The sequence below is a fragment of the Paenarthrobacter sp. YIM B13468 genome, from assembly GCF_042788025.1.
GTDB lineage: Bacteria > Actinomycetota > Actinomycetes > Actinomycetales > Micrococcaceae > Arthrobacter > Arthrobacter aromaticivorans.
On sequence record NZ_JBHZPI010000005.1, the window covers coordinates 243,004 to 255,349 of the forward strand.

General features: G+C 62.7%; 15 protein-coding genes and 1 riboswitch. All 15 genes read right to left on the reverse strand.

Going from position 1 to position 12,346, the window contains the following annotated elements; genetic code table 11:
* Nucleotides 1–62: 62 nt before the first annotated feature.
* The gene (gene hisF / locus ACFX4T_RS07420) at nucleotides 63–839 is read right to left on the reverse strand and encodes an imidazole glycerol phosphate synthase subunit HisF (RefSeq protein WP_223948698.1); all 777 of its coding nucleotides are present in this window, start codon (nucleotides 837–839) and stop codon (nucleotides 63–65) included.
* Nucleotides 840–905: 66 nt separating this feature from the next.
* Complete coding sequence (hisG, locus tag ACFX4T_RS07425) at nucleotides 906–1,766, reverse strand: ATP phosphoribosyltransferase (protein ID WP_377651332.1); 861 nt, start codon at nucleotides 1,764–1,766, stop codon at nucleotides 906–908.
* Between the two features lie 84 nt (nucleotides 1,767–1,850).
* Nucleotides 1,851–2,114 carry a phosphoribosyl-ATP diphosphatase gene (locus tag ACFX4T_RS07430; RefSeq protein WP_223948697.1) on the reverse strand — a complete coding sequence of 88 codons (264 nt, stop codon included), beginning with the start codon at nucleotides 2,112–2,114 and terminating at the stop codon, nucleotides 1,851–1,853.
* A 132-nt stretch (nucleotides 2,115–2,246) separates the two neighbouring features.
* Nucleotides 2,247–2,732, reverse strand: a complete 486-nt coding sequence (gene ribH / locus ACFX4T_RS07435) for a 6,7-dimethyl-8-ribityllumazine synthase (protein ID WP_216923202.1) — start codon at nucleotides 2,730–2,732, stop codon at nucleotides 2,247–2,249.
* Nucleotides 2,733–2,750: 18 nt separating this feature from the next.
* Nucleotides 2,751–3,455, reverse strand: a complete 705-nt coding sequence (gene ribA, locus ACFX4T_RS07440; RefSeq protein WP_216923200.1) for a GTP cyclohydrolase II — start codon at nucleotides 3,453–3,455, stop codon at nucleotides 2,751–2,753.
* Nucleotides 3,452–4,147, reverse strand: coding sequence for a 3,4-dihydroxy-2-butanone-4-phosphate synthase (gene ribB / locus ACFX4T_RS07445; protein ID WP_377651333.1), 696 nt, complete (start codon nucleotides 4,145–4,147; stop codon nucleotides 3,452–3,454). Before ribB ends, ribA begins: the two co-directional genes overlap by 4 nt.
* Nucleotides 4,144–4,845, reverse strand: coding sequence for a riboflavin synthase (locus ACFX4T_RS07450; RefSeq protein ID WP_377651334.1), 702 nt, complete (start codon nucleotides 4,843–4,845; stop codon nucleotides 4,144–4,146). The genes ribB and ACFX4T_RS07450 overlap by 4 nt, the downstream gene beginning before the upstream one ends.
* Nucleotides 4,845–5,936 carry a bifunctional diaminohydroxyphosphoribosylaminopyrimidine deaminase/5-amino-6-(5-phosphoribosylamino)uracil reductase RibD gene (ribD, locus tag ACFX4T_RS07455; protein WP_377651353.1) on the reverse strand — a complete coding sequence of 364 codons (1,092 nt, stop codon included), beginning with the start codon at nucleotides 5,934–5,936 and terminating at the stop codon, nucleotides 4,845–4,847. Before ribD ends, ACFX4T_RS07450 begins: the two co-directional genes overlap by 1 nt.
* Before the next feature lie 41 nt (nucleotides 5,937–5,977).
* The gene (pnuC, locus tag ACFX4T_RS07460; protein WP_377651335.1) at nucleotides 5,978–6,670 is read right to left on the reverse strand and encodes a nicotinamide riboside transporter PnuC; all 693 of its coding nucleotides are present in this window, start codon (nucleotides 6,668–6,670) and stop codon (nucleotides 5,978–5,980) included.
* A gap of 87 nt (nucleotides 6,671–6,757) precedes the next feature.
* Nucleotides 6,758–6,911, reverse strand: a riboswitch (FMN riboswitch).
* Nucleotides 6,912–6,988: 77 nt separating this feature from the next.
* Entirely contained in the window at nucleotides 6,989–7,675 is a 687-nt protein-coding gene (gene rpe / locus ACFX4T_RS07465) for a ribulose-phosphate 3-epimerase (protein ID WP_377651336.1), read from the reverse strand.
* Nucleotides 7,676–7,802: 127 nt separating this feature from the next.
* The gene (locus ACFX4T_RS07470; protein WP_377651337.1) at nucleotides 7,803–9,353 is read right to left on the reverse strand and encodes an RsmB/NOP family class I SAM-dependent RNA methyltransferase; all 1,551 of its coding nucleotides are present in this window, start codon (nucleotides 9,351–9,353) and stop codon (nucleotides 7,803–7,805) included.
* Nucleotides 9,350–10,270 (reverse strand): methionyl-tRNA formyltransferase, encoded by a 921-nt coding sequence (gene fmt / locus ACFX4T_RS07475; protein ID WP_377651338.1) that lies wholly within the window; start codon nucleotides 10,268–10,270, stop codon nucleotides 9,350–9,352. The genes ACFX4T_RS07470 and fmt overlap by 4 nt, the downstream gene beginning before the upstream one ends.
* Nucleotides 10,267–10,839 carry a peptide deformylase gene (def, locus tag ACFX4T_RS07480; protein ID WP_216923166.1) on the reverse strand — a complete coding sequence of 191 codons (573 nt, stop codon included), beginning with the start codon at nucleotides 10,837–10,839 and terminating at the stop codon, nucleotides 10,267–10,269. Before def ends, fmt begins: the two co-directional genes overlap by 4 nt.
* Nucleotides 10,840–10,889: 50 nt before the next feature.
* Entirely contained in the window at nucleotides 10,890–11,822 is a 933-nt protein-coding gene (locus tag ACFX4T_RS07485) for a cytochrome (RefSeq protein ID WP_377651339.1), read from the reverse strand.
* A gap of 37 nt (nucleotides 11,823–11,859) precedes the next feature.
* The gene (locus ACFX4T_RS07490; RefSeq protein ID WP_377651340.1) at nucleotides 11,860–12,039 is read right to left on the reverse strand and encodes a hypothetical protein; all 180 of its coding nucleotides are present in this window, start codon (nucleotides 12,037–12,039) and stop codon (nucleotides 11,860–11,862) included.
* Nucleotides 12,040–12,346 lie beyond the last annotated feature (307 nt).

Consider the following 12,346-nt stretch of genomic DNA (forward strand, 5'->3'; position numbering starts at 1 on the left):
CTTAGGGCCCATCATCCCTGCGGAGATGGGCCCTAAGTGACCCCGCGTTGCTTTTGGCGGAGTTACCGGACTTCGAAGCCAGCCTCGCGAATAGCCGCTTTGACTTGGGCGATCATGTCATCCGGACCGAAGTGGAACACCGAAGCTGCCAGCACGGCATCGGCTCCGGCTTCCACGGCTGGAGGGAAATGCTCAGGCTTACCGGCACCACCGGAGGCGATGATGGGAATGTTGACGGCCCCACGGACAAGGCGGATCAGTTCAAGGTCGAATCCGTCCTTGGTACCGTCCGCGTCGATCGAGTTCAGCAGGATTTCTCCCACACCCCGGTCCGCGGCTTCCTTGGCCCAGGCGATGGCGTCGATTCCAGTACCGGTCCTGCCACCGTGGGTGGTGACTTCAAAACCGGACGACGTCGGGGCGTCACCTTCGCGGGTTCGACGCGCATCCACGGAGAGCACCAGGACCTGGGAGCCGAAGTGGCGCGTGATTTCATCGATGACCTCAGGCCGGGCCACAGCGGCGGTGTTGATCGATGCCTTGTCAGCGCCGAAGCGCAGGAGCTTATCGACCTCCGCCACGCCCCGGACGCCACCACCCACGGTCAGCGGAATGAAGACTTCCTCGGCGGTGCGGCGAACAACATCGAACGTGGTTTCGCGGTTGCCCGACGATGCGGTGACATCCAGGAACGTCAGTTCATCCGCACCGCCATTGTCATAGCGGTGGGCAAGTTCCACTGGATCTCCAGCGTCCCTTAGTCCCTCGAAGTTGACGCCTTTGACCACGCGGCCGGCGTCGACGTCCAGGCAGGGAATGACGCGTACGGCTACAGCCATGTGCTGCTCCTTAATTCTGCTGTGCGCTGCTCAGGAATTCTGCGGTTCGCTGCTCAGGCGATCCGGTCAGATACGGCAGGCGTGGATGCTGCTGACCAGGATGGCGCGGGCGCCCAGATCGTATAGCTCATCCATGATGCGGTTGGTTTCCTTCTTGGGGACCATGGAACGCACGGCCACCCATTCCGAATCCCGCAGCGGGGAGACGGTGGGTGATTCGAGGCCGGGGGTGAGCGCAGCAGCGTCCTCCACCAGGTCCTTGCGGATGTCGTAATCCATCAGCACGTACTGCCGCGCCACAAGGACGCCCTGCAGGCGACGGATAAGGACGTCGATTTCCTTGGCCGTGCCATTCGCGGCACCACCGGGACCTGTGCGCTTGATCAGCACGGCCTCGGACTTAAGAATGGGATCGCCGAAGATCTCCATTCCGGCCGCCTTGAGGGTGTTGCCCGTCTCGACGACATCGGCGATGGCGTCCGCGACGCCGAGTCGCACTGATGACTCGACGGCGCCGTCCAGCCGGACCACCTTGGCGTTCACACCCCGATCCGCGAGGTAATCGCGCAGGAGCCCGTCGTAGCTGGTGGCGAGGCGCTTGCCTTCGAGCTGTTCGACGCCGGTGAAGTCACCTACGGGGCCGGCGAAACGGAAGGTAGAAAGGGCAAAGCCCAAGGGAAGCAGTTCTTCGGCTTCCACCTTTGCGTCCAGCAGGAGGTCGCGTCCGGTGATTCCGACGTCCAGGGTTCCCTGGCCCACATACACCGCGATATCGCGGGGGCGCAGGAAGAAGAACTCAATGTCATTGTCGGGATCGACCATGACCAGTTCGCGGGTGTCGCGGCGCTGGCGGTAGCCGGCCTCGGACAACATTGCAGAGGCGGCTTCTGACAGGGATCCCTTGTTGGGGACTGCTACACGGAGCATGGGGAGACTTTCTGTTTGGAATGGAGGTTTTCAGGCACTTCGGCCACGCAGCTGGCTCCGCTTATTGAAGACGGAGTGGCGTGGCTAGAGATGCTTGTAAACGTCTTCCAGGCTGAGGCCCTTGGCGAGCATGAGGACCTGCAGGTGGTACAGCAACTGGGAGATTTCCTCGGCAGCGGCGTCATCGGATTCGTACTCGGCGGCCATCCAGACTTCGGCGGCCTCTTCGACCACTTTCTTACCGATGCCATGGATTCCAGAGTCCAGTTCGGCAACCGTACGCGAGCCTGCCGGGCGGGTCGCTGCTTTCTCACTCAGTTCTGCGAACAGCGTCTCGAAATTCTTCACGCCCTACAGACTACTTGCTTAGGGGCTGGCACCGCTTGTTGGGGCGTTGCATGACGAAGGGGATGTGAGTGAAGACACACCCACATCCCCTTCAACGCCTGCTGACCCAGTGTCAGCTGTACCGCTTCAGCGTCAGCTGTACTGCTTCAGCGTCACTGCCGTGGCAAGGGCCGCGGTGACTGCCTCGTGCCCCTTGTCTTCGTTGGAACCCGGGAGGCCTGCGCGGTCCAAGCCCTGCTGCTCCGTATCGCAGGTCAGGACGCCGAACCCGACCGGAACGCCGGTGCGGACGCTGACATCGGTGAGTCCCGACGTCGCGGCCTGGCATACGTAGTCGAAGTGCGGCGTTCCGCCGCGGATAACAACACCGAGGGCCACGACGGCGTCGAAGTGCGGTGCGAGGCGGGCCGCGGCAACCGGGAGTTCGAAGCTGCCAGGGACGCGCAGCAGGGTGGGCTCGGCGATGCCGGCTTCCTTGGCCGCGCGGAGTGCACCATCAACCAGTCCATCCATGATCTGGGTATGCCAGCTCGCTGCCACAATGGCGAGCTTGAGCTGCGAGGTTTCCTCGGGCTTAAGGGTGGTGAGGTCGATAGTGGGTGCGCCGTGTCCGCTCATTGTTTGCTGGGATTCCGTTCAGTCTTGTTCGTTGTCAAAAGGGCTTCGGGATGGGGTCTTTCCGTTGCCGACGGGCTCGGTTTCGAGCGTCAGACGGTGATCCATCCGGTCTTTCTTGGTCTGCAGGTAGCGAAGGTTCTGTTCACGCGAAGGAACCTCGGTGGGAACCATTTCCACCACCGAGACGCCGGCCTGGGCCAGGCGGTTCTGCTTGTCCGGATTGTTGCTGAGCAGCCGAACCTCATGCAGGCCCATCTCGGCCAGAATCTGACCCGCGGCACTGTAGGAGCGTGCGTCTACCGGCAAGCCAAGCTGTTCGTTGGCCTCAACCGTGTCGAAACCGGCTTCCTGCAGCGCGTAGGCCTTGATTTTGTTGGCCAAACCAATGCCGCGCCCTTCCTGGCCCCGCAAGTACAGGAGCGTCCCACCTTCAGCGTGAATGAGCTCCAAGGCAAAGGCCAATTGCTCGCCGCAATCGCAACGATAGGATCCGAAGACGTCGCCGGTGAGGCATTCGGAATGCAGGCGAACCAGTGGTGCCTGGCCATCCTTGGGCGGGTTGGGGGAACTGACGGCAAGATGTTCCACGCCCGTGACGTGATCCGTCCAGGCCTGGGCTACAAAGTCCCCAAAGGCGGTGGGCAGCTGGACAATCGGGCCGCCGCTCACCGGGTGGGGTGTGGGCTCGGTGTCGTCGCTGCTGCGCGTTGTCGATGCGGTCATCGCTTCTCCTCGTCTGCCACTGAAACGTGTGCCGTCTGGGACTCTACCGCGTCAACGTATGCCACCAGATCCTCAATGGAGATAAGGGGGCATCCGTGTTCCGCAGCGAAATCGCGCAGGCTGTCCAAGCGCATCATTTCACCATCGTCATGTACCAACTCAGCGATCACACCCACCGGAGCAAGTCCGGCAAGCCGACACAGATCCACGGCTGCTTCCGTGTGTCCCGGGCGTTCACGCACTCCTCCCTTAACCGCCCGCAGCGGGAAAATATGCCCGGGGCGGGTGATCGAGGACGGAGTGCTCTGCGGATCGGCGAGGATCCGGGCCGTCAATGCGCGGTCCGTGGCCGAAATACCGGTGCTCACTCCGATGGCGGCATCGCAGGAAACAGTGTAGGCAGTGCCTTTGGCGTCCTCATTGACTGCCACCATGGGCGGAAGCGCCAGGGCATCCGCGCGTTCCGCTTCAAGCGGAACGCATATGACGCCCGATGAATACCGGATGGTCCACCCCATGAGGGCGGGAGTGGCATGTTCGGCAGCGAAAATGATGTCGCCTTCGTTCTCGCGGTCTTCGTTGTCCACAACGATGACCGCGTGGCCGGCAGCCATCGCCGCGATTGCAGCTTCCACGGGATCCAGGCCTGTACGACCCGTCGCCGTCGAGACCGTCTTGGTTGGGGTGCTCATCGCGCAGCCTCCTGGTTTCCGGACGTTTCCGCGCAGGCCGCTTCCACGTTGGCCGTTTCCACGCTGGCGCGGTGCGCCGGGGAGCCCTGCGGAGCGAAGGACAGGAGCCTCTCGGTGTACTTGGCAAGTACATCCACTTCCAGGTTCACCCGTGCACCAACCGGCTTGGCCCCCAGGCCTGTCTCCTCCAGAGTCGTAGGGATGAGGCCTACCTCGAACCAGGGCGACGCTTCAGTTGCGGCGCTCACGGCCGTCACGGTCAGTGAAACACCGTCGACGGCGATCGACCCCTTCTCGGCGATGTAGCGTGCAAGCGGCCCAGGGACGCCAAACCGCAAACGGTCCCAGTTGCCCAGCGGCTCACGTTCCAGCAGCTCACCCACGCCGTCAACATGTCCTTGGACCACGTGGCCATCGAGGCGCCCACCAGCAGGGACGCACCGCTCAAGGTTTACGGTATCGCCCGCGGCCAATTCGCCGATGGTGGTTCGGACCAGAGTCTCCCCCATGACGTCGACGCTGAAATCCTGGCCGTCAATCCGGGTTGCGGTGAGGCAGACTCCATTGACTGCGATGGAGCCTCCCAAGGCTAGGCCCTCGGTGCTGGTCGGGGCTTTCAGCCGCAACGTCGCGCTGGCATCGCCGTCGCGGTCAATACCCAGGACGGTGCCCTGTTCGGCAACGATTCCGGTAAACATCAGTGTCCTCCTGTGACGTATTCCGCAGCTTCACTGCGCGGAATGGAATTCTTGGTTGTGCTGGCCGCTGGTGTAGTGGCCGCTGATCGCATTGATCGCAAGTGCAGCCGAAGGTCGTTGCCGAGGTTCTGTACAGCCCCGCCACCAGCCTCGTCCCAGGCCCAGTGTTGGGCATCGGCCAACGTGGTAATGCCGAGGTCGTTCAGCGCAGGCGTTCCGGATCCTAAAAGGGTCGGAGCTAGATAGACGATCAGTTCGTCCACCAATCCAGCAGCAAGGAACGTACTGAGGATGCTGGAGCCGCCTTCCACCATGACGTGCCTGACGCCTTGGTGGAACAGTTGGCTGAGCGCTTCCGCCGGATCCCTGGTTTTGAGGTGAACAAAAAGGCCGTCGGTTCCGCGTACCGCCGCATCTTCGGGAACATCCCTCAAACCCATGACGGCGCGGAGTGGCTGACGCTCAGCCAGGTTGCCGTCGGATGCCCGGGCCGTCAGACGGGGGTCGTCGATAAGTACCGTGCCAGTGCCCACCAGGATGGCATCGATGAGGCCACGCAATCCGTGATTGTCCGCGAGGGACTCGGGACTGGAGATCCACTGGCTGGTACCGTCCACTGCGGCGATGCGGCTGTCCAGCGTCTGGGCAATGTGCAACGTGACGAACGGACGTTTGGTTGCGACGGCGTCAAACCATTCTCTGTTGAGATTAAGCGCTTGGTCGGCGGCGAGCCCGGATTCGACGTCGACTCCCGCTGATTGCAGGGTACGGGCGCCGCCCGCTGCGGGATCGTGGGGATCATCGACGGCGTAAATCACCTTGGAGATCCCGGCCTCAATGATGGCCTGTGCGCAGGGACCGGTGCGGCCCACGTGGTTGCAGGGCTCCAGGGTGACCACCATGGTGGTTCCTGCGAGATCCACGCCCTGACGGCGTGCCTCAAGAATGGCATCTGCCTCGGCATGGGCTGTGCCGGCTCCCCGATGGTAGCCAACGGCGAGCTGTTCTCCCCCGGGGCTGAGCACGACGGCGCCCACCAACGGGTTGGCTCCACGCGGCCCGCCCAACGCCGCTGCAAGGGCCACATCCATGGCCGCAGTCTCGGCGGCATTGAAGAATTTGGGGTTCAGGGTCACGGAGCGACTCCTACAACAGCAGGAGCGGTGGCGGCCGAGGCACGTTCGCGCTTCTCTGCCCGCCACCACACGAAGAAACCGGTCAACGTAAAGAAGCCATAGAAGAGGTACATGACGGCACTGGCATAGTATCCGGCGCTGAAGAGCAATGGGACGCCAACAATGTCAACGGCTACCCAAATGAGCCAGAACTCCGTCCATCCCCGGGCCATACCGTAGGTGGCCAGCAGGGAACCTGTGAATGTCCAAGCATCAGCCCATACGGGCGGGTAGGAACCCAGCGCGTCGAAGAGAGGTGTCAGGGCGGCCGTTCCAGCCACCATTGCCGCAAGGAGGGCGATGCGGACTTTGTTACTGGCCCAGCCCGGGACGATTGCACGTCCCTGGGTGCTGCCCTGCCGGCCTTGCTGCCAGCGGTACCAACCGTAGACGGCGACGGCTATGAACATGATCTGCCGTGCGGCCTGTCCCCATAGGGTTGCAGGGGCGGCGGCTCCGAAAACGTTGCCAAGGAAGACCGTCAGCAGGAGGATATTCCCCACGATGCCTACAGGCCACGCCCAGACTTTGCGGCGCATTCCGCCGAGGGCGCTGGCGAGCCCAAAGATGTTGCCAAGCACTTCGCGTAAAACAAGCGCAGATCCTCCAACGGGAATCTGTGCTTCGAAGAGCCATCGCAGAAAATCCATGCCGTTCCTTCCCAGTAAGCCGCGATGGCTCCGGGGGTGTACGACAGCGCGCTGCGCGGCATCCCTCAGGACGCACACAGCATGACTGTACGTGCTTCTCCCATCCAGACTTTAACTGTCGGTACCGGAATTCCACCGGTTCAACCGTTTGCCAGCGGTTTCCAATTACTTGGATCCCAAGGCGCGCGGGTCGCGGACTATAACCGCCGGTTCGGACTTACACCGACCCCGGAGCACGTATGTGTGTTGCTATTCTGCCACAACTGCGGAGATGCCTGAGCTATTCCCCGCAATCTTCGTAACATCTGATGACGGTCGTCACGGTTTCTCCGAGCCACCAGCCATTGCCGCCTTGGATCCGGCCGCACGGAGCCTATCGATTGCCGCGGCAGGGTCTTCATCTCCGTACACAGCTGAGCCTGCCACGAAGACGTTTGCGCCTGCTTCAGCTGCGCGAAGGATGGTTTCCTCAGTGATCCCGCCATCCACCTGAATGGCCACGCCGATTCCGGATCCGTCAATGGCTGCGCGGGCGCGGCGGATCTTGGGCAAGGTGATGTCCAGGAAGGACTGGCCGCCAAAGCCCGGCTCAACGGTCATGATCAGGAGCATGTCCAGTTCGCTGAGCATGTCCAAATACGGCTCAACCGGAGTGGCGGGCCGCAATGCCATACCCGCTTTTGAGCCTCGCGCCCTCAGCTCACGGGCAAGCTTGACGGGCGCCATGGCAGCCTCGGCATGAAACGTCACCGAGGCAAGGCCAGCGTCCGCATAGGCAGGTGCCCACCTGTCAGCATCTGAAATCATCAAGTGTGCGTCCAAGGGCACCGGGCTGACGGCTTGGATCCGCTGTACCACCGGCAGGCCAAGCGTCAGGTTGGGAACGAAGTGGTTGTCCATGACATCCACGTGCACGGCATCGGCATTGCCGATGCGCCGCAGCTCCGCCTCAAGGTTGACGAAGTCTGCGGACAGGATGCTCGGGTTGATACAGCACTGAGACAAGGCAGCCCCTTTGGGTCAGTTGTTTTATCGATTGTGGTCAAACGAGGTGGCGGCGGGCCAGGACTTTTGCGGCGCCAGGACTTTTTGGGACCCGGGAATTTTGGCGGAGCCAGGACTTTTTGTGAAGCTAGGACTTTTTGCGGATGAGCGCCATGAACATGGCATCCGTGTGGTGCACGTGCGGCCAGAGCTGGGCCGTAAGCTCGTGCCCGGCCCCCAGGCCTCCGGTGAGGCTGACAGCGTCCAGCGCCTGACCGGCGTCGAGCATCTCAAGGTCATCACGCTTTCCCACGACGTCACCCACAACGGCCGTGGTTTCCGCCGGGTGCGGTGAGCACGTCACGTATGCCACCACGCCACCGGGCTTGACGGCATCGATGGCTGACGTCAGCAGTTCACGCTGCAGTGGACCGAGGTCCGCGATGTCCTTGGGTGCCCGGCGCCACCGCGATTCGGGACGCCTGCGCAAGGCACCAAGACCACTGCAGGGGACGTCCACCAATACACGGTCAAAGGATTCGGGCTGTTCGCCGCCAAGCTCCCGTCCATCACCGGTCCGCACCGTCCAGGATTCGCCAGGCACCGCAGACAGCGCCTGCTGGACCAGCTTGGCGCGGTGCGGGGCGGGCTCGTTGGCCACCAAGGTGGCACCATTGCGGTGAGCCAACGCGGCAAGCAACGCAGCTTTACCTCCCGGACCTGCGCACAAGTCCAGCCAGCGCTCTCCGTCCCGGGCAGGGGCGCCGAGATCGACGCTTGCAACGGCGCGGGCTACGAGTTGCGAGCCAACATCCTGAACGCGGGTAGTGCCCTTCCGGACGGACTCGAGCCGGCCAAGGTCGCCACCGGCCGACAACGCGGAGTCCTCTACCAGCTCTCCGGCTGTAGCCCCATTCTCGAAAGCTTCATCAAGGTTCCCCAGCCCTGGCAGAGCCACCAGATTAACCACAGGCGCGGCGTTGTCTGCCTCCAGCAGGGCGTCAATCTCGGTTTTGGATCTCCCATGGTTCACCAGCGACTGGCGCAGTGCGCGGACGATCCATTCCGGGTGGGCGTGACGCAGCGCAGCAATCCTGGTCTCGTCAGTCTCCTGCTCCAGCAGGATGTCCAGCCACTCAACCAGGGTGTGCGCGGTGACCTTTCGCAGGACGGCGTTGATGAGCGCCGACGGCCCGGCGCCGATGACTGCGCGGGCCAGGCCCACGGTTTGATCCAGCGCAGCATGGGCGGGAACGCGCATGGAAAGCAGCTGATGTGCGCCGATGCGTAGGGCATCCAGAATCGCCGGATCGAGTTGCTCGAGGGGCCGGTCCACGCAGCGGGCCAGTATGGCATCGTAGGTTCCCTGTCCGCGCAAGGCACCGTAGCTCAGCTCGGTTGCAAAACCGGCGTCGCGGCGGTCCAGCCGGTGTTCCCGGATTCTGGCGGGAAGGACAAGATTCGCGTACGCGTCTTCCGAAGCGACGGCACGGAGGACTTCGTAAGCTACCAAGCGCGCAGGATCAGCACGCCGCGTGCGTTGGGATGGAGCGTTATTGGAGTAGCCCCTCTGGGGGCCCCTGTTTCGTTCCCTGCCCTGGGCATTGCGCTTGCTCTCGCTGCGGCCTCCACGATTGGCGTGTCCGCCACCGTCCCGGCTCCCGCTGTTGTTGGGGCCTCGCCGGCCGGACTCGCTCATTGAAATACCACTTTCTCAGGTGCAGCCAAGCCGCGGGCCCAGTCGGCCGGCGACATCATCTTTTTGCCGGCGGGTTGAATCCGCCCCAATTCCACTGCATGGGAACCGGTGCCTACCAGCACTGATTTTCCATCCACGCGGATGGCTCCGGGAGCAATGTCCTTGACGTCGGGCCGGAGCCCCACGGGTTCAAGCTTGATCCGTTGACCCTCCAACGTTGTCCAGGCGCCGGGCTCGGGCGTAACGCCACGCGCCCTTCGATTCAGGGCAAGGGCCGGCTGCTGCCAGTCCAGCCGTCCGTCCTCGAGCGACAGTTTGGGGGCCAGGGAAACCTCGCCGGCCTGCGGCTGCGGTGCCGCCTGACCGGCGTCGATGGCGGACAGCGTCTGGCTGAGCAGGACGGCCCCACTCAGTGAGAGACGCTCCAGAAGATCGCCAGCAGTGTCATCCGGCCGCACGGTTTCGGTTAGCGTGCCAAAAACTGGCCCGGTATCCAGCCCTTCTTCCAGTTGGAAGGTAGCCGCCCCAGTGACGTCGTCCCCTGCGATGATGGAGCGCTGCACGGGAGCGGCGCCACGCCACGCGGGCAGAAGGGAGAAGTGAAGATTGACCCAGCCATGCCGCGGAACGCCCAGGGCAGCGCGAGGCACGATCCCTCCATAAGCAACGATGGCGGCTACATCTGGAGCAATTTCAGCAATTCGAGCCGTAGTGTCAGCATCCACCTTGGCAGCGCGAATGACCTCGATACCAAGTTCTTCTGCTCGGGCGGCAACCGGTGAGGGTGTGAGGACACGTTTGCGTCCCAGCGGCGCGTCCGGGCGGGTCAGGACTGCAACGACGTCGAACCCGGCCTTCACCAAGGCGTCCAAGGATGGGACGGCGACTGCCGGAGTTCCTGCAAAGAGGACCCTCACTCGGGAGCCCCGAAACTGCCGCCACCAAAGCTGGAACCAACAGAGCTTGCCCGCTTGGATGTGGTCTGCTCAGTCACAGCGTGGTAGTTGGCGTTTCGGATGGCACGCAGCGCGGCTTTTCGGTCTTCGCCCTCAAGCCTGTCTGTATAGAGGACGCCGTCCAGATGATCATTCTCGTGCTGGAAGCAACGTGCCAACATACCTTCGGCCTCAACCTCGACAGGATTGCCATTGAGATCCACACCCGTGGCGCGCGTTGCGCGGCGACGGCGCACGGGGAAACCAAGGCCTGGTATGGAGAGGCAGCCCTCAACTTCGTCCGGTTGGAAGTCTTCACTGTTTTCCAGGACGGGGTTAATGATGTGTCCCTCTTCACCACCAATGCGATAGGTGAAGACGCGCTTACTGACGCCCACCTGGGGAGCGGCAAGGCCAGCTCCTTCCACGTCCTCCATGGTTTCCATCATGTCTGCTACCAGCTTGGCGAGCTCCGGACCGAATTCAGTGACGGGATCGGCTACGGTGCGCAACACCGGATCCCCAATGATTCGGATACTCAAAATTGCCATCTGCTGTCAGTCCTCACGATCGTCACACTCTGGTCCGGCTGTTGCGGAGCCTAAGCCAGTTTAGTTGAGTGCAGGCTGCTGCCGCTGTCCCTGGCCCCAGCGCCTGCCGGCACCAGCGACGCGGACTCCACTGACGGTGACACGAACGACGGCGGCGGGACGGGCATGAGTGCCTGCCCAGCCGCAGTTACATCGGCTGACATCTCCCAGACGCGCCTCAATGCACAGAACTTCCACCAATGATGCTTAAGGACGTCCGGGTTGGCTCGTTGAGGTCTAACTTCCGTTTCTCCGATGGCGACGGCCAGCAGCATGGGATTCTGACCAAACTTCCACGGCTCCCACTCCCCCGCTACCGGGTCCACGAGGCTTTCTTCTGCCTTCATACCGGCCACGAGCTGCATCACGACTTTGTCATCGAGGGCCTTGACCGTGCCATCCCGGGTGGTGCCCTTGGTCTTGTAATCGATCAGGCAGATGCGCCCGTTAATCCGCGCAACGAGGTCCAGCGTGCCGGCATAGCCAACCGTCTTGTTCCAGACAGTGATTTCCGGAGCCAGCGGCTCCACCCTGTACAGCTCCCACCATTCGTTAAAGCGGGCTGCAAAGGCCTGCTCACCGTGGGAGGCAAGCTCATCGCGGCATTCCTGCATCCGATGCGGACGCCCCAGGGCGCGCAAGGCTACCTGCTCGCAGTAATTGTGGACGCGATCGCCTCTTGCCGCAGCCTGGTCCCTGTAGGCCTCAGCTGCTTTGGAGGCCTTGTTGACCGCCTGCCGGATCTTTGCAGGGCTGCCAAGCAAGGCTGGAAGCTCGGGATCTGCGGCCAAGCTGCTTGCTCCCATATAACTGAACCAACCGTCCAGAGAGTGCGCCTGCTGCCCTATCACCGTGGTGATGGAGGGGACAGAGAATTGCTCTGTTGTGGAGCGGGCGTACATACGTCCGTAGTCGGTAGCGTGGGCAAGAAGCGGAGCTGTCATATAAAGACTCTGACACAGAGCACCGACAGAATTCCCCTCAGCTGCCAGGCGTGCCTGTCCTGGCAGCGCCAATCCAACCTTCGGTGGGCCGTTCCGCAAAAATCATGGCCGCTTGTTCAGCCGGCAGGCGGGCGAGCTTTGCCGCAAGGATGGGTGACGTTGTGGCCAGCTCTTCGAAATCGGGTTTGACCTCTTCGGCGTCCTTTGATTCCTTCATGCTGTTGGTGTGCAAAGGAAGACAGGTTCGTGACGCCGCTCTGGGCTCTGACAGTCCCACGGCAGGGCAGCAGTTGACCATCACCCAAGCTGCGGCAGTTATGCAGGGTGTGCAGGGGAATGCAAGTGGGGAAGAGCGCGTGGTTGGCGTTCTTCCCCACTTGGGGTTGCTGTGGGGGCCGCGGGTAGTGGCCCCCGTAGTGTTGTGTACCGGTTGGTGGTGTGTACCGGTGGTGGTGCTGGTTGGTGTTGGTGTTAGTTGTTGGTGGTGCGGCGGTTGCGGAGGAACATCAGGGCTGCGCCGGCGA

Coding starts and splice junctions, on each gene's coding strand:
- hisF (WP_223948698.1), bottom strand. CDS start 839: ATGGCTGTAGCCGTACGCGTCATTCCCTGCCTGGACGTCGACGCCGGC.
- hisG (WP_377651332.1), bottom strand. CDS start 1,766: ATGCTCCGTGTAGCAGTCCCCAACAAGGGATCCCTGTCAGAAGCCGCC.
- ribH (WP_216923202.1), bottom strand. CDS start 2,732: ATGAGCGGACACGGCGCACCCACTATCGACCTCACCACCCTTAAGCCC.
- ribA (WP_216923200.1), bottom strand. CDS start 3,455: ATGACCGCATCGACAACGCGCAGCAGCGACGACACCGAGCCCACACCC.
- ribB (WP_377651333.1), bottom strand. CDS start 4,147: ATGAGCACCCCAACCAAGACGGTCTCGACGGCGACGGGTCGTACAGGC.
- ACFX4T_RS07450 (WP_377651334.1), bottom strand. CDS start 4,845: ATGTTTACCGGAATCGTTGCCGAACAGGGCACCGTCCTGGGTATTGAC.
- ribD (WP_377651353.1), bottom strand. CDS start 5,936: ATGGATGTGGCCCTTGCAGCGGCGTTGGGCGGGCCGCGTGGAGCCAAC.
- pnuC (WP_377651335.1), bottom strand. CDS start 6,670: ATGGATTTTCTGCGATGGCTCTTCGAAGCACAGATTCCCGTTGGAGGA.
- ACFX4T_RS07470 (WP_377651337.1), bottom strand. CDS start 9,353: ATGAGCGAGTCCGGCCGGCGAGGCCCCAACAACAGCGGGAGCCGGGAC.
- def (WP_216923166.1), bottom strand. CDS start 10,839: ATGGCAATTTTGAGTATCCGAATCATTGGGGATCCGGTGTTGCGCACC.
- ACFX4T_RS07485 (WP_377651339.1), bottom strand. CDS start 11,822: ATGACAGCTCCGCTTCTTGCCCACGCTACCGACTACGGACGTATGTAC.
- ACFX4T_RS07490 (WP_377651340.1), bottom strand. CDS start 12,039: ATGAAGGAATCAAAGGACGCCGAAGAGGTCAAACCCGATTTCGAAGAG.